This window comes from Pseudomonas sp. UBA6562 (assembly GCF_002434265.1).
Lineage (GTDB): Bacteria > Pseudomonadota > Gammaproteobacteria > Pseudomonadales > Pseudomonadaceae > Aquipseudomonas.
Genome location: NZ_DJJS01000006.1, coordinates 68,556 through 92,410 on the forward strand (window position 1 = coordinate 68,556; position 23,855 = coordinate 92,410).

The following is a 23,855-nucleotide window of genomic DNA, read 5'->3' on the forward strand; positions in this document are numbered from 1 at the left end:
CAACTCGCTCCCCCTGTAGGAGCGGCTTCAGCCGCGATGGCCGGCACCGCCGGCCCAACGGCCCCGCCGCCAATCTTTAGAGATGAATCGCAACCCACAGGCCCATACCCGCAATTACTGATTTCACCAACGAACGCCAGACAAATCGCCCCGACTGCTTTCCAACGCAGCATCCAGGCCTTTCGAAACCACCCAAAAACGTGGCACCCCGCCAAGGAACCGACATGACCCTCCCCACCTCATTCCTCCGCGACGCCACCGCCCTCATCCCCGCCGACCGCCGCTTCGACGACCCCACCTCCACCCTGGCCTTCGGCACCGACGCCAGCTTCTACCGCCTCATCCCTCAACTGGTGATCCGCGTCGAATCCGAAGCCGAAGTCGTCGCCCTGCTCAAACTCGCCCAACGCGACCGCGTCCCCGTGACCTTCCGCGCCGCCGGCACCAGCCTCTCCGGCCAAGCCATCACCGACTCTGTCCTGATCGTCCTGGGCGACCACTGGAACGCCCGCGAAATCCGCGACGACGGCGCGCAGATCCGTCTGCAACCCGGCGTCATCGGCGCCCAGGCCAACGCCTGGCTGGCCCCCTACGGCCGCAAGATCGGCCCGGACCCAGCCTCGATCAACGCCTGCAAGATCGGCGGCATCGTCGCCAACAACGCCAGCGGCATGTGTTGCGGCACCGCGCAGAACACTTACCACACCCTCGCCGGCCTGCGCCTGGTGCTGGCCGACGGCACCAGCCTCGACAGCGAAGACCCAACCAGCGTCGCCGCCTTCGAGCGCAGCCACGCCGACCTGCTCGCCGCCCTCGCCCGCCTCGGCCAGGAAACCCGCGCCAACACCGAACTCGCCGCGCGCATCCGGCACAAATACCGCCTGAAGAACACCACCGGCCTGTCGCTCAACGCCCTGGTGGACTACGACGCCCCGCTCGACATCCTGCAACACCTGCTGGTCGGTTCCGAAGGCACCTTGGGCTTCATCAGCGCCGTCACCTACGACACCGTGCCCGACCACCCGCACAAGGCCAGCGCCCTGGTGGTGTTCCCCAGCGTCGAAACCTGCTGCCGCGCCGTGCCGCTGCTCAAACAGCAACCGGTCTCGGCCGTGGAACTGCTCGACCGCCGCAGCCTGCGCTCGGTGCAGGCCATGCCCGGCATGCCGGTGTGGGTCACGGGCCTGTCGGACGGCGCCTGCGCCCTGCTGATCGAATCCCGCGCCGCCAGCCAGAGCCTGCTGCACGAACAACTGACGCAAGTGATGGCTTCCATCGCCCACTTCCCGGTCGAACAACGGGTCGACTTCAGCGAAGACCCGGCCGTGTACAACCAGCTGTGGAAAATGCGCAAAGACACCTTCCCCGCCGTCGGCGCCGTGCGTCAGACCGGCACCACGGTGATCATCGAAGACGTCACCTTCCCCGTGGAGCAACTGGCCGAAGGCGTGAACCGCCTGATCCAGCTGTTCGACAAGCACCGCTACGACGAAGCGATCATTTTCGGCCACGCCCTGGAAGGCAACCTGCACTTCGTCTTCACCCAAGGCTTCAACAGCCAGGCGGAAGTGGCGCGCTACCAGGCCTTCATGGACGACGTCGCGCAACTGGTGGCCGTGGAGTTCGGCGGCTCGCTCAAGGCCGAACACGGCACCGGCCGCAACATGGCACCCTTCGTCGAGCTGGAATGGGGCCACGACGCCTACCAACTGATGTGGCAGCTCAAGCGCCTGCTCGACCCCAACGGCATCCTCAACCCCGACGTGGTGCTCAGCGAAGACCCCGACATCCACCTCAAGAATCTGAAACCCCTGCCCGCCGCCGACGACATCGTCGACAAGTGCATCGAGTGCGGCTTCTGCGAACCCGTCTGCCCGTCCAAGGGCCTGACCCTCAGCCCGCGCCAGCGCATCGTCATGTGGCGCGACATCCAGGCCCGCCGCCGCGCCGGCGAAAGCACTCGCGAGCTGCTCGACCACTTCCAGTACCAGGGCCTCGACACCTGCGCCGCCACCGGCCTGTGCGCCCAACGCTGCCCGGTGGGCATCAACACCGGCGAACTGGTGAAGAAACTACGCAGCCAGGCCGCCCAGCACGGCACCACCGCCCACTGGCTGGCCGAGCACTTCGCCACCACCCTGAAAGGCGCCCGCCTCACCCTGGCCACCGCCAACGGCGCCCGCCGCCTGCTGGGCGCCCCGCGCCTGCAACGCCTGAGTGCGCGTCTGACCCAGGCCAGCCGGGGCAAACTGCCCATGTGGACGCCCGCCATGCCGCAACCCCTGCGCCCCCTCAGCTTCGCCCCCAGCCCAAAAGACGACCGCCCACGCGTGGTGTACCTCGCCGCCTGCGTGTCCCGCGTGATGGGCCCCGCCTACGCCGACCGCGAGCAAACGCCTTTAATAGAAAAAACCCGCGCCCTGCTGGAAAAAGCCGGCTACCAGGTGATCTTCCCCGAGCAGGCCGACAGCCTGTGCTGCGGCCAACCCTTCGCCTCCAAAGGCTACCCCGAGCAAGCCGAACACAAACGCCAGGAACTGCTCGCCGCCCTATTGCTAGCGAGCCGCGGCGGCCTCGACCCGATCTACTGCGACACCAGCCCCTGCACCCTGCGCCTGATGCAGGACCTGGCCGACACCCGCCTCGACCTCTACGACCCGGTGCGCTTCATCCGCACCCACCTGCTCGAGCGCCTGACCTTCACCCCGCAGAGCACCCCCATCGCCGTACACGTCACCTGCAGCACCCAGCACCTGGGCGAAAGCCAGGCCCTGATCGACCTCGCCCGCCGTTGCAGCACCCAAGTGGTGATCCCCGAAGGCATCCACTGCTGCGGCTTCGCTGGCGACAAAGGCTTCACCACCCCCGAACTCAACGCCCACGCCCTGCGCAGCCTGAAAGACGCCGTACAGCACTGCGACGAAGGCATCTCCACCAGCCGCACCTGCGAAATCGGCCTGTCCACCTACAGCGGCATCGACTACCACAGCCTGGTCTACCTGGTGGACCGCGTGACCCAACCCAAGCCGCCGCAACCCTCGCCATGAATACGCCAGCATTTACACGGAACCCCTGCAATCGCGGCGCAGTCCATGCATTAGGCCCACCTTCCCGAGGCCTCAGAAGGAGACATCCATGAAAGGTACTGCGCTTTCAGCCCTGTTCGCGGCTGCCACCCTGCTGGCCTCCCCGGTCTTCGCCGCCGAAGACCTTTGTGCGGGTAACCTGCAGAAAATCGACGACACCATGAAGACCATGACCACCGCGTCCGAAGCCACCAAGATGACGGTCGGCGACCAGGTCAAAGAAGCGAAGATGGCCCAGACCAACGGCGACAAGGAGAAATGCGTCACCATCTCCACCAAGGTCCTGAGCGAGCTGAACAAAACCGAAAAAGGCAGCGGCAGCGCTTCCGGCAGCGGTGGCGGCGCCTAAGGGCGAGCTAGAGCGGGCGCCTCGACGAAAATTCGACGTCGCCCGCATAAAGGCGTACACTGCGCCTTCGCATCGAAAGGTGCGGTCAGCTAGAGCTGAGTATGGGGCCGATTAGGATTCGACGCCGGTCGCGAAACTCTAGGTGCATGCCGAGTTGGTAACAGAACTCGTAAATCCACTGTTGCAACTTTCTATAGTTGCCAATGACGAAAACTACGGCGCGGAGTTCAAGCTGGCCGCTTAAGCGGTCCTCTTGACCCGTTGCTTCTGGTAGCTTCGGCTCCAGCAGTCACCAGGGGATGCCTGTAAACCCGAAGTGACTGTCATACAGAACAGGATCGTCGTGTAGCACGTTGGGGGCAAAGCGACTAAAACTTACCCAGCTCGTCCAAAGCACCCTGCCACTCGGGCGGCTGCGGATTAACTCAGTTGAGATGGCTAAGCATGTAGTACCGACAGCGGAGTACTGGCGGACGGGGGTTCAAATCCCCCCGGCTCCACCAAATCCGAGATGAAGAAGACGCCTTAGGGCGTCTTTTTTTTGGCTTGAATTCACAGACCCTACAACTGGATTGTCAGCTATATCTCCCTACCGCTCTCGACAAACTAGACATTGTCGTCAACCCACCGAAAAATAGGACCATTCCTACATCGGACTCAGGGAAGACCGAGTGATCGTCTACGAAGCAACCCAGCAGCAATTCCTCTACGACACAGATAATGACGATATCGAAGACGTCATCCTCGCTCGCTACAGCGCTAAAACAGGCAAGACCGTTGGGCCTTCGGAGCTAGCTTCCTGGAAAGGTTCATTGGGCTACATGGCCAAAGCGCTCAGGGCGCCAGGCATACCTGCTAATAGCGGCGTGGCGATCGAATTGCACCTCCCTCAGTCCTCGAAGCGCATTGACTTCACCCTGACCGGCCACGGACCCGCTGGCGAAAAGAATGTCGTCCTAGTCGAGCTCAAGCAGTGGAGCAGCTCAAAACAGTCCCACAAGGATGCGATTGTTGTCACAGCCCTTGGCAAAGGCATGAACGAAACCGTCCACCCGTCCTACCAGGCATGGTCTTACGCCTCCTTGCTGGAAGGCTTCAACGAAGCGGTTTATGCCCAAGGCATCACACTTCGGCCTTGCGCGTACCTGCACAATTACGCACGCGACGGCGTGATTGACTCCTCCCACTACCAGCCCTACATCGACAAAGCGCCTCTGTTCCTAAAGGGCAAAGATGAGCTGGTCAAGCTCCGATCCTTCATCCAACAGTACATTCACTCGGGCGACGACAAAGCAGTCCTGTACGAGCTAGCCAATGGCAGAATTCGGCCTTCCAAGGCCCTAGCCGATGCCCTGAGCGGCTTGCTCAAAGGAAATCCTGAATTCGTTCTAATCGACGACCAGAAAGAAGTCTACGAAGCAGCGCTGGCAGCTATCCAAGGAGCTTCGGCGGATCAGCCTAGGGTGCTAATCATCGAGGGAGGACCAGGCACTGGCAAAACGGTGCTTGCCCTGAACCTGTTGGTCAAACTCACCGCCAAGGGTCTGGTAGGCAAATATGTCTCGAAAAACGCTGCACCTCGGCGAGTCTATGAGACCAAATTGATCGGCACTCTCACCCGAACAAAGTTCTCACACATGTTTACCGGTTCCGGCTCGTTCATTGATGTTGAACCGAACCTGTTTGACGCGTTGGTCGTGGATGAAGCTCATCGCCTGAACGAAAAAAGCGGTTTGTATGGCAATTTGGGCGAGAACCAGATTAAAGAACTGATAGGTTCCTCCAAATGCACGGTGTTTTTCATCGATGAGGCGCAGCGAGTCACGCTAGCCGACATCGGTAGCAAAGCGAAGATTCGGCAGTACGCGCAGGCCAAAGGTGCGGTAATTGAAGAGTATTCGCTCGCCTCTCAATTTCGCTGCAGTGGCTCTGACGGGTACTTGGCTTGGTTGGATAATGCCCTGCAAATTCGGCAAACGGCTAATGATCATCTGAACCCTGAAAGCTACGAGTTTCAGATTTTCGACGATCCGCAGGCGCTCCACGATGCGATCAAAGCCCGTAATTCGGCAAACAAGGCGCGCGTTGTCGCAGGCTATTGCTGGCCTTGGCTCAGCAAGAAAGACGCTTATGCCGACGATATAGTGATTGGGGACTACCGCCGTCAGTGGAATCTTAGTCAGGACGGTAGTCTTTGGATCGTTGCACCTCAATCAGTCGAGCAAGTGGGGTGCATACACACCTGCCAGGGGCTAGAGGTCGATTACATCGGGGTGATTATTGGTCCTGACCTGATCGTTCGTAATGGGCGAGTTGTAACCGATCCGGGACAGCGAGATCGCTTCGACAAATCTATCAAGGGCTACAAAAAGCTAAGCAAGATGAATCCTGAGCTTGCGCAGCGCGAGACAGAGGCAATCATCAAGAACACCTACAGAACGCTCATGACGAGGGGTATGAAAGGTTGCTACCTCTACTGCACCGACCCTGAGACAGCTGCTTATTTTCAGCAGGCGATAGGTACTTCTGAGCCGGTGCAAGGCTCATCATCTGTGATGTAGGTTTTGATCATTGCGGGGCTTAGCCTGTGCTCGCACCCCGCAAGTCCTTCCGAGTCAATTCCCGTTTCAGCTCGTGGAAACAGCTCTCCCCCATGCTCAGGAATTTGTTGGGGGCTTCACTCGCCTAGTAGTTTTTGGGGCAACATTGTAGTGAAAGCCCCCCTCCGAAAACGGCCGCAAAGATCAGCGAAGGCTTCGGTTATGCGTCGGCATAGCTCAAAGCAATTCTCACATCTGCAACAAGCGCCTGCCCCATGCCAGACAGCAGGTGCGCAGCCCAAACCAGCGTTTCATCCTTCTCCATGACGCCGACATAGGTCAGCCTTTGTACGCACCCGATCATCACGCATGCCTGCTCAAGCGCGTAGTCCAAGGGGATACCTTGAGCGACTCGAAACAAGTCGGGCGACTGCTGGCCCTCCGAACATTTCGCGATGCCGGGCGTAACACGCGAATCCTGATTCGTGTACTTACCGCCCATGGCGATTCCCCTCCTCCATTCGAAAGTGATACCGAGCACTCATCAACACACTACCAGTACGGCCATAAACGCTGATTGATCGGGCCGTTATCAAAGCTCCACTTAGCCGCCTGAATGTCCTGCGACCCTGCTTCGCTAACCGCTTTGTGCAAAAGGCCATCCGCCCGCTTTGCTCTTGGGCTAGAACGGGCATATGTATTAGGCGATAGAGGTATTTCAGAGGTGTGGGAAGCGGTGGATCTGGAACGATCTTGAGCATGTTCTTTCTCCAACAATGGTTGAACTGCCACCTCCGCTGTCAAACGGAAGGGTGGCAGCTATACGCGGGTTGACAGACCGAGATTGTTGGCACTCGGCGCACACGAGGTGCCCCACGTACAGCCGCCATAGAGGCGCGACGCGTGACCAACAATGCTCGGTCTGTCAAAACCGGTCGTTGAGGTGCAACGACTCGGCGAGACTAGAGCGCGTGTTGGCCCAGTACAACGCTTTTACGAGGGAAGGAGTATCTTTGGGAAAAGTCCTACAGAGAAGACGAAAAGTCTGATTTTTTGAAACATTGAGAAATCACGTGGTCGGCTGTAGGGCCAAGCAGATACGCGAATAGCACCGCCAAACCTCCACTCTGTCGCCTTTCCATCTACTGGCTGCAACCGCCGCCCCGGCTAGCTTTCCTAGGCTCTGTATGAAATTCGTAGAAACCTAGTGATTGCCCCTCGCCCCCAAGGATTTGTACATTCTCCGGCCATCAACGGAAAGGAACCCTCTGCTGGCGAATCGGTACGAAGTTTCGGACGAGGCCTGGGATGCGGTCTCCGATCTTTTCATCGGAACCCGTAGGCGTGGTCGGCCTCGAGTAAGTGACCGGCTGATGCTCTATGGCGTGCTTTGGGTACTTTGTTCCAGTGCTGCCTGGCGTGACATGCCGGAGCGTTTCGGCCCCTGGTTGACCGTGGATCAACAGTTTCGGGACGGGCGAAACAACGGGGCATTCGATCGGATGCTCAAGCGCTTGCACCTGAAGCTGAACGAGCAAGGTTTGATTGATCTGCAGACCTGGATGATCGACTCGACCGCAGTGCGTGCCACTCGGGCCTCGTCAGGTGCTCGAAAAAAAAGGAATCTGACGAGCCTGCCGATCACGCTCTAGGCCGCAGTCGCGGTGGTCTGACGACCAAAATCCACATGCTCTGCGACGCCAACGGGTACCGTTGCGCTTTCTCTTCTCTGGCGGTCAAGCCAGTGATATAGCTATACGCAGCCGCTGCTCGATGGCGTCAGCATACCTTCCGCCCAGCGGAGGCGGCCTCGTAAACGCTGCAAGTTGCTGCTAGCCGACAAAGGCTATGACGTAGAGGCCTTGCGCCAGTACTGCGACCGCTGCCGCATGCAGCCCGTCATTCCGATGCGCTCGATGAAGCGCAAGCCTAAGCCAGGTTTGCCCAGGTTGTTCGACCGGCCCAAGTATCGACAACGCAATGTCATCGAGTGCATGTTCGGGTGGCTGGAAGAAAATCGCCGACTCGTAACACGCTTCGACAAGCTCGCAAAAAGTTATGCAGCGCTGGTCTCGCTGGCTTGCGCCATGCGGGGTCTACGGCGCCTTATTTCGTACAGTGCCTAACGCCCTCGCGCAGCGGCTGCACGTAGCTGATGTCACTGGCTTGACCGCCAGAGAGAAGAAAGCGCGACGGTATTCCGTTGACGTCGCAGAGCATGTAGATTTTGGTCAAGCCCCAGCGGCTGCGGCCTAAAGCGTGATCGGTAGGCTCGTCAAACTCCTGTTTTCGAGCATCTGACGAGGCTCGAGTAGCGCGCATTGCGGTTAAGTCGATCATTCAAGTCTGTAAATCTATCAAACCTTGTTCGTTCAGCCTCAGGTGCAAGCGCTTGAGCATCCGATCACGTGCCCCGTTGATTCGCCAGTTCCCGAACCGTTGGGACAAAGTTGACCAGGGGCCGGAACGTTCAGGCATGTTACGCCATGCCGCTTCGGAGCAAAGCACCCAGAGTGCGTCATCGAGCATTAGCCGGTCGCTCGCTCGAGGCCAGCCATGCGTACGTGTTTCAATGAAGAGATCGGAGACCACATCCCAGACCTCGTCCGAAATTGCGTACCGCTTTGCTGTCACAGGATTCCCTTCGTTAATGACCCAGGACTTTACAAAATCCCTAAGAATGGGGGGCGATAACTAGATTTCTACGAATTTCGTACACAGCCTAGAAATAGTCCTGTTCCCCACCTATTCTTTGAACGAAGATGACTTAATTTATAATCCCGCTCACATAGACAATCATGAAAAATCCAATAGATCTCCTCCAAACAACAATCGAAGATGAACGATACCTATTAAGCGGTTATGAAAAACCTTCAGAAGCTTTGACATTTGAGACTCTTCGCGCTATTGACTTTACATTCTGTCGCGAACTAATCCCAGAGTTGCAGCATTTAAAGGATTCAGAGCGACAGATGGAAAATATTCGCAAACATGCGATTAACGCCGCCCTGCAAAAAGTTTTACCTACCAAGCTAAAACCCGATGTGCCTAAGCTTTTTGCCTCGAACCCGAGAACGGCCGAACAAACAGACGAGTTCCTGGTGCGAATGGGCTACCTTACCATAGCTGAGAAGCAGTTAAATTTGTTGCGCTCGGGTGCCCTAAAGGCTGAAATCGATCAGCGCAAGTTGAGAGGAAAGACGCTACTCTTGCTATCGATCGATAATACAACTGCCTATCGCGAGCAGGTTGGCTTAGAAGGACTGAACTGGCTCAGCGACATGACAGTTGTACAGGATCGCCAACAGGAAGAAGCCTTGGAGTTACGCCACATGGAGGTACTGCCTGATTTAGTTAAGTACTTACGCAGTAATAGGTCCCCTGAAGAGCTACCGTTCGATGGCGTTGATGAGTACTTTAGAGAGTGGGCGGCCTTATATCTGCGGAGAATCTCATTTAGGGATATGTTAGATGACAACGATCAATTTGGCGGTCGCCCATATGCAGCGTATATAGAAGTCTTGGAAGCATTGTCCGCGATGTCGCAACAAAGATTATGTTATGCCGGACTTCGTAACGCAGACGATCCCAGGATAGGCATAAGAAATCTTTTTACTGGCGGCGCGCTTCTCAAAGACCTTGTCAGGGGAGTGGCTAATTTTCTTCAAAAAACGCAAGAAGATGTATCTGAAATACTCGGCCACTTAACACTAAGTCCGGACAATTCTAATTATCATTTGAATAGTGGCGTGCCAGCGCTCGCACCTGTTGTCAGGACAAGTCGAGATTTCGTAGTTCTTCCAATGTACGGACTAGAGCTCAATCCATTTCCATTCCTTTGGAAAGAGTTGCACAGGAGATACGAAAAAGAATGGTTCGAGGCGGCAAACCGGCGCGAACTGCGATGGATTTCTGAGCTTATGAATCAGTTTATATATCCTCGATGGATATGCTCGGGTGGCGTCAATATAAAACAAGATGGCAGGGTGGTCACAGATATTGATTTCGTTGCGTATGATACTAATTGCAACAGCCTTATCTTTTTTCAGCTAAAATGGCAGCAGCCATTTATGAATGATGAAAAGTTGAGACGGAATAATGCAAGTAGTTTAGTCCGTGACAGCAACAGATGGGTATTGGCTGTATCTAACTGGATAGCGTCGGTTGGCCTTAATGGAGTGAAGGAGCGACTTTCGATAAAATCTGATGAAGATCCTTCGATCCATCTTATAGTTTTAGGACGTTATCATGCTCACTATACCGCGGCTGAAGATCACGACACACGAGCAGTCTGGTGCGATTGGGGTAACTTCTTGCGTCAACGGACAATTAACCCTAAAGCGTCGGCCGTAGAATTCGTCATAATCCTTCGAGAGTCTGTGGAGCAGGCAATCGCCCAGGTGGAGCCAGAGTCTTTCTTCTTCCCTTTGGGCGATATTATCGTACTTGTCAATCCCAAAATAGCCACACCCAAAAAAAATTATACGAAGAAATGATTCGAATTTGAGGCAATGGATAGACTGTATTTGTGGGATACGGTAGTGATGCATTTAATATAAATACATCTATTTGATTTTGCCGCAGCGCTGCAATGAAACCGAAAGCTAATTGATGAGCTGTTCATGATAAATTGAGCGAGGTGAGCGTCTGACTCGCCTTCCTCTCCTACTACAATCATGCAATTAATGGAACTCATAGATCGCTTCTGGTTGAGCCATCAATTTTCAGAAAAATGCAACAGGATTCAAGTGTCAAACCACATCCCCTCAACAAGGCCTCTAGCTCTTTGAAACCAGAGAAAATTAAGGTTCTAGGCTCTGTACGAAATTCGTAGAAACCCAGTTATTGCCCCTCGGCACCAAGGATTTTGTACATTCCCCGACCATCAACTGAAAGGAGTCCTGTGATGGCGAAGCGGTACAAGATTTCGGATGAGACTTGGGATGCAGTCTCCGATCTTTTCATCGAACGTAGGCGTGGGCGGCCTCGAGTATGTGACCGGATGATGCTCAATGGCGTGCTTTGGGTACTTTGCTCCGGTGCCACCTGGCGTGACATGCCAGAGCGTTTCGGACCTTGGTCGACCGTCTATCAACGGTTCCGCGACTGGCGAAACAACGGGGCATTTGATCGGATGCTCAAGCGCTTGCACCTTAAGCAGAACGAGCAAGGTTTGATTGATCTGCAGACCTGGATGATCGACTCGACCGCAGTGCGTGCCACTCGGGCTTCGTCAGGTGCAAAAAAAAGGAATCTGACGAGCCTATCATGCTCTAGGCCGCAGTCGTGGTGGTATGACGACCAAGATTCACATGCTCTGCGACGCCAACGGAGTACCGTTGCGTTTCCTCCTTTCTGGCGGTCAAGCCAGTGATACCAGCTATGCACAGCCGCTGCTTGATGGCATCAGCATACCTTCCACCCAGCGCAGCCGGCCCCGTAAACGCTGCAAGTGGCTGTTAGCTGATAAAGGCTATGACGCAGATTCCTTGCGCCAGTATTGCGACCGCTGCTGCATACAGCCCGTCATTCCGATGCGCTCGATTAAGCGTAAGCCTAAGCCCGGTTTGTCCATGCTGTTCGACCAGCCCAAATACCGACAGCGCAACGTCATCGAGCGCATGTTCGGCTGGCTGAAAGAGAATCGCCAGCTCTTAACGCGTTTCGACAAGCTCGCAAAAAGTTATGCAGCAATGGTCTCGCTGGCTTGCTCCATGCGGTGTCTACGTAGCCTTATTTCGTACGGAGCCTAGGCACATCAACGACTCTTTATCTTGTAACCCTCAACAGGAATATCCTCTGTACGTCCATAAAGCGGCGCATCACTGAACACATCCCTTTCAAAACCCTGCATATCCCAACGCTTTTCCCTCAACGCCAAATACAACATCCCCACCCTCAACGGTATATTCCCCCGCCTATCCTTAGCGCGCCTGAAAAAGAAAATATTAAACCCCTCCTCCACAAAATACCGATAAGGATCATAATCATTAAGCTCAATAGAGAACCTCTCGAAAAACTCCACCATCAGCTCATTCGCATCGTCCCCATCTACCCCCAAATCCCTCGCAACATCAGTCGCCAAGCTAAAACGCTCAAACGCCCTCCTCCCAAAACCCACCGTATCCTGGATACAAACAACAATCCTATCCATCAGCTCGTAATCAACAGACTCATCCATAACTAGAAAACCTACCCTTCGCCGCTCACAATAGAATCTTCAGTCACACCTGTTCCGTAGCCTACCAACCCTAGCCCCACTACCGTAAACGTCCACCCGGCGATAAGAATCACGCCTGCAACCGCAGTACCATTAACCCAGCACCCAAAACACCCCCAACATCCACTACCCCCCGAAACCCACACCACCCCATGACCCCCAACCACCGCCCCCCACCCCGCCACCTCTACATCCGCTGGCTCCAAACCGCCGCCCTAACCCACCTCCTCGCAGGCCTACTCCTCACCTGGGCAGCCCACAACCCGCTCCTAGACCCCTACCAACTCACCATCGAACAAGCCTTCTGGCCCACCCCCGCCCCCACCTTCGCCCGCAACCAGCAAATCTGGTGGCAAGCCCTCTTCGGCGCCACCCTGCAAAGCTACGCCCTCTACATGCTCGCCCTCATCCACCTGGGCAACCGCTTCCGCTCCCACCACGCCTGGGCCTGGCTCATCGCCGGCCTCGTCCTCTGGGCCCCCCAGGACATCCTCATCTCCCTCCAAGCCGGCATCTGGTCGCACCTGATCGTCGACGTCGTGGCACTACTGGCCCTGTTACCCCCTCTGATAGGGCTCTACCGCCATGACCGCCCCACCTCCACTCACAAAAGGACTTGAACGTGGCCGACCTCCCCGCCCTGCACTGGGCCATCACCCTGCTGCTCTGCCAAGGTTTCCTCGGTGCGCTGGATACCCTCTACCACCACGAACTCACCGTCGCCCTGCCCCAGCGCCACAGCGCGCGGCTGGAGCTGGCGATCCATGCCGTGCGCTCGTGCTTCTACGGGGTGCTGTTCCTGGGCATCGCGCATCTGGCATTCCAGGGTGTGTGGGCGATCGTGATCGCGGTGCTGTTCACGCTGGAAATCGGCCTGACCTTGTGGGACTTCGTCGTCGAAGACCGCAGCCGCAAGCTGCCGGCCATCGAGCGCATCATGCACACGGTGCTGGCCATCAATGCGGGGGCGTTCTTTGCGTTGTATGGGGTGCAGTTGCTGGCGTGGTCGCAGTTGCCCAGTGGGCTGGTGCCGATCGACCTGGATTGGCAGGGGTGGTTGCTGACGCTGTTCGCCATTGGCGTGACGGTGTCGGGTGTCCGCGACGGGCTGGCGGCGTTGCGCATGCAGCGCAAGGGGCTGCCGGCCAATCCCTTCGTCATGGGGGCGTATCGGCAGGTGCTGGTGACGGGGGGCACGGGGTTCATTGGCGAAGCGCTGGTCAATCAGTTGCTCGATGCCGGGCACACCGTGACGGTGCTGGCGCGCGATCCGTTGCGGGCGGCCTATCAGTTCGATGGGCGGGCGCGGTGTGTGCGTGCGCTGGGCAAGCTGGGGCTGGACGAGCGCTTCGATGTGGTGATCAACCTGGCGGGCATGCCGGTCGCGGGGCCGCGGTGGTCGGCGCGGCGCAAGGCGAAGCTGCTGGCGAGCCGGGTGGCGACCACGCAGGCGCTGTTGGGGTGGATGCGCGGGGCGACGCATCGGCCGGCTTTGTGGATTCAGGCGTCGGCGGTGGGCTTCTATGGGGTGCGCGACGGCAGCGAGCCGTTGGACGAAGGCGCGAGCATGGGCAGTGGTTTCATGGCCGAGCTGTGCGCGAGCTGGGAAGCGGCGGCGCGGCCTGCTGCTGAGCTCGGTGTGCGGCAGGTGGTGTTGCGTTTGGGTGTGGTGTTCGGGCCTGGCGGTGCGTTGCCGGCGCTGTTGCTGCCGCTGCGGCTGGGCTTGGGTGGGCGCATGGGGGACGGTCGCCAGGTGATGAGCTGGGTGCACCGGGAGGATGTGTTGCAGGTGATGGCGCGGGCAATGGAGGATGCGTCCCTGCACGGCACCTACAACCTGGTGGCGCCCGAGCCGGTCAGCCAGGCGGCGTTCGTCGAGGCGGCCGGTGCCCGGCTCAAGCGCCCAGTGTGGCTGCATGTGCCGGCGGCGCCGGTGCGGGCGTTGGCGGGCGAAATGGCCGAGCTGTTCTTTGACGGTCAGCGCGTGCTGCCCACGCGCTTGCAGCAGGCGGGTTACCGCTTCCACTATCCGACCCTGGACAGCGCGTTGCGCGACCTGGCCTGAGGAGCCTCGATGAGCAAGCCTTTGCTGTACCTATTGGCCGGAAACGGCAGCGCGGCCGACTGGTGGGACGATGCCCTGCCGCACTTCGAGCATTACCGCGTGCAGGCCCTGGAACTGCCGGGCTTCGGCAGCAATCCGCAGCCGCCGTGCGCGGACCTGTCGGGCTACGCCCAAGCTCTGCTGGAGATGACCGAGCCTGGCCAGGCCATCGTGGCCGTGGGGGTGAGTGCGCTGATCGTGCTGCACGCCTTGCAGCGTCGGCCCGGCCACTTCGCGCGCAGTGTGCTGCTGTCACCGGTGGGGGCGTTTCTCTGGCAGCGGCGTTTGCCGGCGCTGATGTCGCCGCTGGTGCTGCGCAAGGCCATCCACTGGTCGCTGAGCCACAAGCCGCAGTGGTTCGCGCACAAGTTTTCCAGGCAGCCTTGGAGCGAGGCGCAGTATCGGCGCATGGGCGCGGGCTATGCGCGGTGCCGGGCGTTCGTGCCGTCGTGGGACCAGTTGCGCGCCGACACGGCGCTGACCTTGCTGGAGTGGGTCACCGACCCGGTCGAGCTGGTGTGGGGCGATCAGGACCGTATGCTCGGCATCGCCCAGGCGGCGGCCTGGTCGGCGATTCTGGCGCGGGCCGATTTGCGCATCAGCCTGCAACCGGGCTGGGGGCATTACCCGTGGATCGACGCGCCGCAGGCCTTCGCCGCGTGGGTGGAGTCGGGTGCGCCGGGTTTCGTGGCGCACACCAAGGGTGGGCGTTTGCGCCTGGCGGAGCTGGCCGGGCAGCCGGTGCCGCAGGCGCTGACCCTCGACCATGAGCACGACCCGCGCCTGCCGCCGCTGCTCGCCGAGCACCCGCAGGTCACTTGGGCGGTGCGCTCTTCCAGCTACGGCGAGGACCAGGCCGACGCCGCCAATGCCGGCCTGAGCACCACCTACCTGCGGGTGCCGGGCCATGAGGTCGCGGAACGCGTGCGGCAACTGCGCACGGCGGGTGTCGAGGAAGTGGTGGTGCAGCGCTTCGTCACGCCGCTGCTGTCGGGCATCGCCTTCGTGCGGCATTTGGCCGTGGAAGTGGAATGGGTGGAGGGGCATCTGGAGTCGCTCGCCGACGGTCAGGCCACGCCTGAACGGGCGGTGCTGTCGCGTTTGGGGCCTGCGTGGGAAAGCGGCGCGTTCGAGCCTCGGCATGGGCTGGATGCGGCGGCGTTGTGGGCTTTCCTGCAAGGCGTGCTCAAGGTCTTCCACTACGTGCCCGGCGACGTCGAGTGGGCCTGGGATGGGCAGCAGCTGTGGCTGTTGCAGTACCGCCCGATCAGCGAGCATGGCTGGCGCCGTCACCTGACCGCCGCCAATATCGCCGAGATCCTGCCGCCGCAGCCCAGCCGTTTCGTCGAATACGCCCAGCGCCGCGCGGCAGCGAGCATTCCGGCGGTGATGGCGCGCTGGGACAGCCGCGTGTTGCAGGACAACGAGCCGTTCACCGCCGTATTCGGCGGGGCGTCCTACATCAACAACGACCTGTTTCTGGCGCGTCTGTCGGACTGGGGCGTCTCGGCCGCCAACTATGCCGGCGAGGTGGGCGGCGCGACGCCGGCCTTGCCGTGGCGACCATGGCGGGTGCTGCGCTCGCTGCCGCTGTTCTGGCGCATGCAGCGCATCGCTCGCCGGCACCTGGCGACCTTGGAGCCGGGGCTGCAACGCTTCGATGCGGAGTTGGCGCAGCTCAAGGCCGAGGGCACCGACGGGCAGCGCCTGGCCGACTGGTTCAGCCGTTTCTACGTGTTCGTGGTGCAGGGCAATCTGTGCATCGCCACGGCCCTGGCCAGCAGCGGCGGTTTCCTGCTGGGGCGCCCGGCCACGGCCTACGACGATTTGAGCAACAGCCCACACCGTCTGCCATGGGAAACCGACCCCGGCACGCCGCGCCCCGACCTGGTCGACCTGCCGCTGCAACCGCTGCCGCGCTGGCCTCGGCCCGTGGCCTTGGCCCACCGCATGGGCCTGATCGGGCTGCGCGGCTACTACTTGCAGGTGCGCGAGTGGTATCGCGACAACCTCATGCGCATCTTCTTCCGCGTGCATCACGCGATGCCGCCGGCGGAGCGTGAAGCCTGGTTCGCGCCCCACCCCGACGTGCGCAGCCGGGCCGGCAGCTTCTGGCAGGACGGCAGCGAAGGGCTGGAACAGGCGGTGGGCTTCATGATCTACCCCGGCCATGTGCGCGGGATTCTGGGGCAGGACATCCTGTTCGAGGAGACGCTGGACCCTGGGCGCCATGCGCAGTACCAGCAGGCCAAGGCCGTGGTCGCGCGCATGGGCGGGCGGTTGTCCCATGGGTCTACGTTGCTGCGAGAGTTGCGCAAGCCTTCGGCGGTGTTGCCGCAGTTGGATGCGGGGTGGGTAGGGCGAGAGGTGGTGTACCGCGATGGAGCGTTGAGTCTGGCGGTGGGCGAACATCCCGCTTGATCGGTCAGGCAGGACGATAGGGCCCGCCCTGCCCCTTCGTCCTTCGCACAGGCCCATCAAAAGGCGCCATGCGCGCCTTAGATTCACTTATACAAAATCGCCTGATGGATCTCCCCCAACGCCATGATCCGTTGAGCGGCATTGAGCTTGATGGCTTCCTTGGGCATCCCAAACACCACGCAACTGGCTTCATCCTGAGCAACGGTCGCCGCCCCCGCCTCGAGCATCTCCTTCAACCCCCGCGCCCCATCGTCCCCCATCCCTGTCATGATGATCCCCGTCGCATTCCGCCCCGCAAACCGCGCCACCGACCGAAACAACACATCCACCGAGGGCCGATGCCGATTCACCAACGGCCCATCGATCACCTGCGCGTGGTAATACGCCCCACTGCGCGTAACCATCAAATGCTTCCCCCCAGGCGCAATCAACGCCAGCCCCGGCAAAATCCGATCATTGTTACGTGCCTCGCGCACCTCGATCTGGCACACGCTATTGAGCCGCTCGGCGAACGAAGCGGTGAACTTCTCCGGCATGTGCTGCACGATCACCATCCCTGGGCACACCCGCGGCAGCGCCGTCAGCACCGCTTCCAGCGCCTGGGTGCCGCCGGTGGAGGTGCCGATGGCGACGATACGCTCGGTGGTCTGGGCCATGGCTTGGCCGGTCCCCGCAGGCAGGATCGCATCCGCACTCAGCTTGGTAGCCGGCGCCGGTACAGGGCTCGCACTCCGCTTGCCCAAGTTCCTGACATTGGCATTGGCAGCAGCCCGCACCGCCGCCACCAACTCAGCCGCCGATTCGAGCAGAAACCCCTTCAACCCAGTGGAAGGCTTGGTGATGATCTCCACCGCCCCCGCCGACAACGCCTGCAAGGAGGTCTCCGCCCCCTTCTGCGTCAACGACGAACAGATGATCACCGGCGTCGGCCGCTCGCTCATGATCTTCTTCAGAAAGGTGATGCCATCCATACGCGGCATCTCCACATCGAGCACGATCACATCCGGCCATTCCCGCGCCAGCTTGTCCATGGCGAACAGCGGGTCGGACGCCGCGCCCATGACGTGGATGTCCGGCGTGTCGCCGAGAATCGCCTGCAGCACCTGGCGCACCACGGCGGAATCGTCGACCAGCAGCACACTGATTTTTTTGCTAGGCATGTTCTTGAAGGGTTCCCATTGGTTGGTGCCGGACCCAGACGTTGCCGTTCCACAGGTCGAACAGGATCGTGCGGTGGCCGGTGCTGCCCATGTCCTGGGCCGTCAGGTGCAGGTGGTGGCGCTCGGTCAGGGCCAGCGCCGCGCGAATGTTCAGACCGGCCACGTCCTGCGTCGGCAGGCGGCGGCGCAGCTCGGGGAACATCTCGCCGCCGCCGAACAGCTTGACCTGATAGTCCTGGGCCTGGGTGCCATTGGCTTGCGCGTGGCGCAGCAACAGTTCCAGGGCTTCGTCGGCATAGCGGCCATCGAGGGGCTGCTGCTTGCGCGGGCGCCCCGGCAGCATGAAGTGGCACATGCCGCCGATCAGCCGCTGCGGGTGCCAGAAGGTGATCGCCACGCACGAGCCGAGCAAGGTGCGCAGGCGCGTCGGCCGTGTGGCAAAACTGACTTGGCCGGGGGCCAGGACCACTTCGGTGGCACCGATGGGCTTTTTCATGGTTTGCGGTAGATCGAGGGGGCCACCAGCTTCAGGGTGTCGTTGACCCCGTGCAGGCTTTCCGAGTGGCTGATGATCAGGTAACCGCCTTGCTTGAGCAGCGGCAACAGGCGTGCGACCACTTGGCACTTGGTCGGCTGGTCGAAATAGATCATCACGTTGCGCAGGAAGATCACCTCGAACTCGCCCAGCGCCGGCAGCGCTTCGTTGAGGTTGACCTGGACGAAATTGACACGGTTGCGCAGGGTCTTGTCGATCAGCACGGTGCCGGCCTGGCGACCGATGCCCTTGAGGCAGTATTTGACCAGCAACGGCTTGGGCAAGGTCTCGATGCGCTCCATCGAGTAGTGCCCGGTGCGCGCCTTGGCCAGCACCTGGGAGCTGATGTCCGAGCCGACCACTTCCCAGGACGTGCTGCCCAGGCTTTCGGCCAGGGTCATGGCCAGGCTGTAGGGCTCCTCGCCGGTGGAGCTGGCCGCGCTCCACACGCGGAACGTGCGGCCCGGTGCGACCTGGGGCAGCACGTGTTGGCGCAGGAAGTCGAAGTGCTTGGGCTCGCGGAAGAAATAGGTTTCGTTGGTAGTCAGCAGATCCAGCGCGACCTGCAGTTCGCCCTTGCGCTGGTCGTGCATGATCAGCTTGAAGTACTCGCCATAGCTCTGCAGCTCGTAGTGCTTGAGGCGCTTGAACAGGCGCCCGGCCACCAGGGCTTTCTTGGCCGGCGACAGGTTGATGCCGGCCGCGCGGTACAGCCAGCTCTGGAACTGGCCGAACTCGCGGTCGTCGATGGCAACGGTGTTGGGCATGGTCGGGCCTCAGCGCGGGTCGAGGTCGGCGGCCGGCGCCTGGCCGGCCTCGGCGATGCTGGCCATCTCGTCGATGGACAGCACCTTGTCCGCCGCCAGCACGATGACGAATTTGCCGTCGACCTTGGCCATGCCGCTGATGAAGTCGGCGCGGATGCGCGCACCGAAGCTCGGTGGCGGCTCGATCTGTGTGGCCGGGATCTCCTGCACGGCAGACACCGTATCGACCAGCAGGCCGATGTCCTGGGGCTGGCCGTCTTCGCTGCTCGCTTCGAGGATGATCACGCAGGAGCGCCGGGTGATCGCCGAGTGGGCCCGCCCGAAGCGCGCCGACAGGTCCACCACCGGCACCACGGCACCGCGCAGGTTGATCACCCCGCGCACGAACGCGGGCATCATCGGCACCACGGTCAGGCTGCCGTATTCGATGATTTCCTTGATGCCCAGAATGCCGATGGCGAACATTTCGCCGCCCAGCATGAAGGTCAGGTACTGCCCGTCCTCGTCCACCGCCACTGCGCGCTGCCGCGTCGTCGTTACTGCGCCCATGTCGCTGCTCTCCCTGGTAGGCCCGCGTCGATCGTGGGATCAGAAACGGGTGAAATCCGACTCGTCCGGCGCACTGGCCATGTTGTAGGCGAACGCCTTGCGCGCCGGCACGGGTTTGCTGCGTGGCGGTTGGCGGTTGGGCGTGCTGCCGGGGCTGTCCGTGCCGCCGCTCTGAGGCGCAGGCTTGGACGCTGCATCGAGTACGAAGAAACTCATGGCCTGTTGCAGTTGCTCGGCCTGGCTGCTCATCTCTTCGGCGGTGGCCGCCAGCTCCTCGCTGCTGGAGGCGTTCTGCTGGGTCACCTGGTTGAGCTGGGTCATCGCCGTGTTGATCTGCGCGACCCCGGCGGCCTGCTCTTCGGACGCGGCGCTGATTTCCTGCACCAGGTCGGAGGTCTTGTTGATCGACGGCACCATTTCGTCGAGCAGGCTGCCGGCCTTCTCGGCCATGTCCACGCTGCTCGACGACAGCTCGCCGATTTCCTGGGCGGCCACCTGGCTGCGTTCGGCCAGCTTGCGCACTTCGGCGGCCACCACGGCGAAGCCCTTGCCGTGCTCGCCGGCCCGTGCGGCCTCGATGGCGGCGTTGAGCGCGAGCAGGTTGGTCTGGTAGGCGATGTCGTCGATGATGCTGATGCGCTGGGCGATCTTCTTCATCGCCACCACCGTCTGCTGCACCGATTCGCCGCCCTCGGTGGCTTCCTTGGCGGCTTTGCTGGCCATGCCGTCGGTGACCTTGGCGTTTTCGGTGTTCTGGTTGATGCTGGCGCTCATCTGCTCCACCGACGCGCTGGTTTCCTCGACGCTGGCGGCCTGCTCGCTGGTGGCCTGGCTCATCGATTGCGCGGTGGCGCTGACCTGCTCGGAGGCGCTGGCGAGGTTGTCGGCGGCGTTGCGCACTTCACCGATGATGTGCGCCAGCTTGCCGACCATGTTGCGCATGGCGTTGAGCACCATGCCGGTCTCGTCCTTGCCACCCGCCTCGATGTGCGCGTTGAGGTTGCCTTCGGCCAGGTGCTCGGCGGCGCTCGCGGCTTGGCGCAGGGGGCGGGAGATGATCCGTGCGATGAACAGCGCCAGGCCCAGGCCGATCAGCAATGCCAGGACCAGCACCGCGATGATCGACACGCGGGCACGCTCGTACAGCGCCGAGCCCTTGTCACCCGCAGCACTCGCACCGGCATCGTTGAGCTCGACCATTTTCTGCAAGCGTGCCGTCACCTCGTCGAAGTGCCCTTTGGATTCGCCCCGGAGCAAGCTGCGCGCCTGCGCTTCCTGGTTCTGACGGGACAGCGCCAGCACCTGTTTGCTGCTCTCGAGGTAGGCGTCCCAGGCGCTTCTCACGCTGAGCAGCAGTTGCCGATCCTCGTCGCTGGCCACCAGCGGCTCGTAGGTCTGCATGCGGGTTTCGAACTGCTCGCGCGCCTCTTCGGCTTCACGTTCGGCCTGGGTCTTTTCTTCGGCGATCTCGGTGCTGAGGTGGCGGTTTTCCTTCAACCGGTAAGTGGCGGCGAAAAAGCGCATGCCTGCCGCTGCCCGCATGGAGGGCATCCAATTGCTCTTGATCTCCTGAGCGGCATGGTTGACGGCACCGAGCTGCAGGATGGCGAAGGTGCCCATGGCCCCGGTCAGTGCCAGGACCACCAGAAACGAGCTGATCAGCTTGGTGGAAATCTTGAGATCGTAGAACCATTTCATCGGGGAACCTCCATGGAGTTGCAAAGACGTCAGCGGGCGGAAGGCGTCGGCGACTGAGGCGCCTGGGCCGTGCGGGCTTCCAGTTGTACGAGTTGGTTGAGCAGGGCCGGCACGTCCAGGATCAGGGCCACCGCCCCGCTGCCGAGGATGGTCGAGCCGCTGATGCCGCGCAGGGCGCCGAACAGCTTGCCCAGGGGCTTGATCACGGTCTGGAACTCGCCGTGCAGGTCGTCGACCACCAGCCCGGCCTTGTGCTCGGCGTAGCGCACCACCACCACGTTCTGCCGGCGCGCGGGCGGGCCTTCGTGGTCGAAGTGGTCGCGCAGGTCCACCAGGGGCAGCACCTCGCCGCGCAGGTCCAGGTAGCCCTGGTCGCGGCCGGACTGGCGCTGGCGGTCGTCCAGTTCGATGCACTCCTGGACCATGTCCAGCGGAATCACGTAGGTGGACTGGTCGATGCCGACCAGGAAGCCATTGATGATCGCCAGGGTCAGCGGCAGACGGATGCGCACCAACGTGCCCTGGCCGGGGCGGCTGTCGAGGTCGACGGTGCCGCGCAACAGGGTGATGTTGCGCTTGACCACGTCCATGCCCACGCCGCGCCCGGACAGGTTGGTGACGGCCTCGGCGGTGGAGAACCCCGCTTCGAAGATCAGGTTGTAGACCTCCTGGTCGGTGAGCACCGCCCCGCTCGCCACCAGCCCACGCTCCTGGGCCTTGGCCAGGATGCGCTCGCGGTCGAGGCCGGCGCCGTCGTCGGCGATTTCGATGACGATGCTGCCGGAGTCGTGGTAGGCGTTGAGGCTCAGGTGGCCCTTGCTCGGTTTGCCCGCCGCACGCCGCGCCTCGGCGCTTTCGATGCCGTGGTCCATGGCGTTGCGCAGCAGGTGCATCAGCGGGTCGCCGATCTTCTCCACCACGGTCTTGTCCAGCTCGGTGTCCGCGCCGTCGATGATCAGCTCGATGTCCTTGCCCAGTTCCTGGCTGACGTCGCGCACCACGCGGCGGAAGCGGTTGAAGGTCTCGCCGATGGGGACCATGCGCAGGTGCAGGGCGCCGTCGAGGATGTCCTCCACCAGCCCCGACACCGTCGAGGTGGCTTCCTGCAGCGGGTCGTTGTCGCAGGCGCGCGCCAGCAGGCTCGCGCCGGCGCTGGCGATCACCAGTTCGCCGACCAGGTTGATCAACGCGTCGAGCTTGTCGGCGTTGACCCGTACGTAGCTGCCGTCGCGGGTTTTCGCCTCGGTGTTGGCCGGCAGGCGCTGGGCCGGAGCAGGCGCCGAATCCTGCTCGGCATGCGCCACGATCAGGTCGTTGCCGGTGGCCACGCCGCTGTTGCTGGGCACGTCGCTGTCGGGCGTTTCGTCGACCGCCTGGATATGCACCTCACAGTCGTCGCGCACGAAGTCGAACACCTCAACGAGCGTGGCCTGGCTGGCCGTCGAGCGCAGGTCGATCTCGAAGCCCAGGTAGCAGCTTTCCGGGTCCCAGTGTTCCAGGGCGGGAATGCTGTCAGTCAAAGTGGTGACCTGCACCATCTGCCCCAGGGTTTCGAGGTAGCGCAGGAACGACAGCGGGTCCATGCCATTGCGGAACACGTCCACGCCGAAACGCAGGGAAATGTGCCAGAGCACGTCGGCCTGCGCGTCGTCGGCCAGTACCGCGGGAGCGGCGTCGGCAGTGGCGGTGCGTAACGTCTGATAGGCGCTCAGCGCCTCGCGCAGGGCTTCGTCGCGGGCCAGCGCGGCCGGGCTCGGCGCCTCGCCGCGGCTGGCGACCACGTCGATCAGTTCGAGCATGTGGTCGCCGCACTTGAGCAGCAACGCGATCAGGGCCGCGTCCACCGCCACGCTGCCCTCGCGCAGGCGGTCGAGCACGTCTTCGACGATGTGCGTGAAGCCTACGATCGACCCGAGGCCGAACAGCCCGGCGGACCCTTTGATGGTGTGCGCGGCGCGGAAGATCGCGCCGAGGGCATCCTGGTCGTCGGGGTCGCTTTCCAGTTGCAGCAGGGATTGCTCCATGGCTTGCAACAGTTCGCGCGCCTCGACGATGAAGGTCTGCAATGCCTGATCGAGATTGATGCCCACCTGGACCTTCCTTGTCGAGCGATGAACGGAGCAGTGCCGGTTACAGCGCGGCGCTGCGACACAGTTGGAGCGCCTGCGTGACCGCCTGGCTCTGGCCGGTCACCTGCAAGGCGCTGCCGGCGAGGCCGGCTTCGCGCTGGACGACGGCCAGCCACTGCAAGCCGGCGCCGTCCATTTCCGTGACCTGGGACAGGTCCAGCGCCAGGCGCGGCGCGGCGCCGATCTGCGGCAGCAAGGTGCCCGCCAGTTCGGCGACGGTGTAGATCGTGAGTTCGCCGTCGACGCCCACCTGGGTGGTGCCGTCGAGGGTTTCGAGGGTGAGCGGCATGTCGGCCT

16 protein-coding genes, 1 other RNA gene and 3 pseudogenes are annotated in these 23,855 nt (G+C 61.3%); 10 read left to right on the plus strand and 10 right to left on the minus strand.

The features are described from left to right. Positions 1–224 precede the first annotated feature (224 nt). The 4 genes from B4M43_RS08025 (at position 225) to B4M43_RS08040 (ending at position 5,996) form a co-directional block, all read left to right on the plus strand. The gene (locus tag B4M43_RS08025) at positions 225–3,047 is read left to right on the plus strand and encodes an FAD-binding and (Fe-S)-binding domain-containing protein (RefSeq protein WP_296265875.1); all 2,823 of its coding nucleotides are present in this window, start codon (positions 225–227) and stop codon (positions 3,045–3,047) included. Between the two features lie 88 nt (positions 3,048–3,135). Beyond that, positions 3,136–3,435 carry a hypothetical protein gene (locus tag B4M43_RS08030; protein WP_296265876.1) on the plus strand — a complete coding sequence of 100 codons (300 nt, stop codon included), beginning with the start codon at positions 3,136–3,138 and terminating at the stop codon, positions 3,433–3,435. Between the two features lie 103 nt (positions 3,436–3,538). Beyond that, positions 3,539–3,938: a transfer-messenger RNA gene (ssrA, locus tag B4M43_RS08035) on the plus strand. Between the two features lie 168 nt (positions 3,939–4,106). Next, entirely contained in the window at positions 4,107–5,996 is a 1,890-nt protein-coding gene (locus B4M43_RS08040; RefSeq protein ID WP_296265878.1) for a DNA/RNA helicase domain-containing protein, read from the plus strand. Between the two features lie 199 nt (positions 5,997–6,195). Here the strand turns inward: B4M43_RS08040 and B4M43_RS08045 are convergent, their stop codons facing one another. Next, the gene (locus B4M43_RS08045; RefSeq protein ID WP_296265880.1) at positions 6,196–6,477 is read right to left on the minus strand and encodes a DUF3077 domain-containing protein; all 282 of its coding nucleotides are present in this window, start codon (positions 6,475–6,477) and stop codon (positions 6,196–6,198) included. A gap of 769 nt (positions 6,478–7,246) precedes the next feature. Here B4M43_RS08045 and B4M43_RS08050 point away from each other — a divergent pair. Beyond that, positions 7,247–8,101: pseudogene (locus tag B4M43_RS08050) on the plus strand (IS5 family transposase). Here B4M43_RS08050 and B4M43_RS08055 read toward each other — a convergent pair. Then, positions 8,097–8,609, minus strand: a pseudogene (locus B4M43_RS08055) (IS5 family transposase); the annotation flags it as partial. The pseudogenes B4M43_RS08050 and B4M43_RS08055 overlap by 5 nt on opposite strands. A 164-nt stretch (positions 8,610–8,773) precedes the next feature. On the opposite strand from B4M43_RS08055, the gene B4M43_RS08060 reads away from it, so the two are divergent. Together B4M43_RS08060 and B4M43_RS08065 are read left to right on the plus strand one after the other, a co-directional pair. After that, positions 8,774–10,471: a hypothetical protein gene (locus B4M43_RS08060; RefSeq protein WP_296265882.1), complete on the plus strand. Its 1,698-nt coding sequence runs from the start codon at positions 8,774–8,776 to the stop codon at positions 10,469–10,471. 410 nt (positions 10,472–10,881) lie between these two features. Beyond that, a pseudogene (locus tag B4M43_RS08065) lies at positions 10,882–11,728 on the plus strand (IS5 family transposase). Positions 11,729–11,733: 5 nt separating this feature from the next. Here B4M43_RS08065 and B4M43_RS08070 read toward each other — a convergent pair. Beyond that, on the minus strand, positions 11,734–12,156 hold the full coding sequence (locus tag B4M43_RS08070; RefSeq protein WP_296265883.1) for a DUF1493 family protein: 423 nt from the start codon (positions 12,154–12,156) through the stop codon (positions 11,734–11,736). A gap of 191 nt (positions 12,157–12,347) precedes the next feature. Here B4M43_RS08070 and B4M43_RS08075 point away from each other — a divergent pair, with 191 nt between their 5' ends. Genes B4M43_RS08075 through B4M43_RS08085 form a run of 3 tightly spaced genes read left to right on the plus strand, consistent with a single transcriptional unit; the run spans position 12,348 to position 16,720 of the window. After that, positions 12,348–12,815: a cell division protein gene (locus tag B4M43_RS08075; RefSeq protein ID WP_296265885.1), complete on the plus strand. Its 468-nt coding sequence runs from the start codon at positions 12,348–12,350 to the stop codon at positions 12,813–12,815. A gap of 2 nt (positions 12,816–12,817) precedes the next feature. Next, the gene (locus tag B4M43_RS08080; RefSeq protein WP_296265887.1) at positions 12,818–14,260 is read left to right on the plus strand and encodes a TIGR01777 family oxidoreductase; all 1,443 of its coding nucleotides are present in this window, start codon (positions 12,818–12,820) and stop codon (positions 14,258–14,260) included. A 9-nt stretch (positions 14,261–14,269) separates the two neighbouring features. After that, positions 14,270–16,720, plus strand: coding sequence for an alpha/beta fold hydrolase (locus tag B4M43_RS08085; protein WP_296265889.1), 2,451 nt, complete (start codon positions 14,270–14,272; stop codon positions 16,718–16,720). A gap of 83 nt (positions 16,721–16,803) precedes the next feature. Here the strand turns inward: B4M43_RS08085 and B4M43_RS08090 are convergent, their stop codons facing one another. Genes B4M43_RS08090 through B4M43_RS08120 form a run of 7 tightly spaced genes read right to left on the minus strand, consistent with a single transcriptional unit; the run spans position 16,804 to position 23,847 of the window. After that, positions 16,804–17,880 (minus strand): protein-glutamate methylesterase/protein-glutamine glutaminase, encoded by a 1,077-nt coding sequence (locus tag B4M43_RS08090; protein WP_296265891.1) that lies wholly within the window; start codon positions 17,878–17,880, stop codon positions 16,804–16,806. Continuing rightward, positions 17,873–18,376 (minus strand): chemoreceptor glutamine deamidase CheD, encoded by a 504-nt coding sequence (gene cheD / locus B4M43_RS08095; RefSeq protein ID WP_296265893.1) that lies wholly within the window; start codon positions 18,374–18,376, stop codon positions 17,873–17,875. Before cheD ends, B4M43_RS08090 begins: the two co-directional genes overlap by 8 nt. Next, a complete protein-coding gene (locus B4M43_RS08100) occupies positions 18,373–19,182 on the minus strand; it encodes a CheR family methyltransferase (protein ID WP_296265895.1) in 810 nt (269 codons plus the stop codon). The genes cheD and B4M43_RS08100 overlap by 4 nt, the downstream gene beginning before the upstream one ends. A gap of 9 nt (positions 19,183–19,191) precedes the next feature. Then, positions 19,192–19,731: a chemotaxis protein CheW gene (locus tag B4M43_RS08105; RefSeq protein WP_296265897.1), complete on the minus strand. Its 540-nt coding sequence runs from the start codon at positions 19,729–19,731 to the stop codon at positions 19,192–19,194. A gap of 39 nt (positions 19,732–19,770) precedes the next feature. Next, positions 19,771–21,429, minus strand: a complete 1,659-nt coding sequence (locus B4M43_RS08110; RefSeq protein WP_296265899.1) for a methyl-accepting chemotaxis protein — start codon at positions 21,427–21,429, stop codon at positions 19,771–19,773. Between the two features lie 29 nt (positions 21,430–21,458). Then, on the minus strand, positions 21,459–23,519 hold the full coding sequence (locus B4M43_RS08115; RefSeq protein WP_296265901.1) for a chemotaxis protein CheA: 2,061 nt from the start codon (positions 23,517–23,519) through the stop codon (positions 21,459–21,461). 40 nt (positions 23,520–23,559) lie between these two features. Further along, positions 23,560–23,847, minus strand: coding sequence for an STAS domain-containing protein (locus B4M43_RS08120; protein ID WP_296265903.1), 288 nt, complete (start codon positions 23,845–23,847; stop codon positions 23,560–23,562). Between the last annotated feature and the right edge of the window lie 8 nt (positions 23,848–23,855).

Coding starts and splice junctions, on each gene's coding strand:
- B4M43_RS08085 (WP_296265889.1), top strand. CDS start 14,270: ATGAGCAAGCCTTTGCTGTACCTATTGGCCGGAAACGGCAGCGCGGCC.
- B4M43_RS08045 (WP_296265880.1), bottom strand. CDS start 6,477: ATGGGCGGTAAGTACACGAATCAGGATTCGCGTGTTACGCCCGGCATC.
- B4M43_RS08110 (WP_296265899.1), bottom strand. CDS start 21,429: ATGAAATGGTTCTACGATCTCAAGATTTCCACCAAGCTGATCAGCTCG.
- B4M43_RS08120 (WP_296265903.1), bottom strand. CDS start 23,847: ATGCCGCTCACCCTCGAAACCCTCGACGGCACCACCCAGGTGGGCGTC.
- B4M43_RS08070 (WP_296265883.1), bottom strand. CDS start 12,156: ATGGATGAGTCTGTTGATTACGAGCTGATGGATAGGATTGTTGTTTGT.
- B4M43_RS08105 (WP_296265897.1), bottom strand. CDS start 19,731: ATGGGCGCAGTAACGACGACGCGGCAGCGCGCAGTGGCGGTGGACGAG.
- B4M43_RS08090 (WP_296265891.1), bottom strand. CDS start 17,880: ATGCCTAGCAAAAAAATCAGTGTGCTGCTGGTCGACGATTCCGCCGTG.
- B4M43_RS08100 (WP_296265895.1), bottom strand. CDS start 19,182: ATGCCCAACACCGTTGCCATCGACGACCGCGAGTTCGGCCAGTTCCAG.
- B4M43_RS08025 (WP_296265875.1), top strand. CDS start 225: ATGACCCTCCCCACCTCATTCCTCCGCGACGCCACCGCCCTCATCCCC.
- B4M43_RS08060 (WP_296265882.1), top strand. CDS start 8,774: ATGAAAAATCCAATAGATCTCCTCCAAACAACAATCGAAGATGAACGA.
- B4M43_RS08030 (WP_296265876.1), top strand. CDS start 3,136: ATGAAAGGTACTGCGCTTTCAGCCCTGTTCGCGGCTGCCACCCTGCTG.
- B4M43_RS08075 (WP_296265885.1), top strand. CDS start 12,348: ATGACCCCCAACCACCGCCCCCCACCCCGCCACCTCTACATCCGCTGG.
- cheD (WP_296265893.1), bottom strand. CDS start 18,376: ATGAAAAAGCCCATCGGTGCCACCGAAGTGGTCCTGGCCCCCGGCCAA.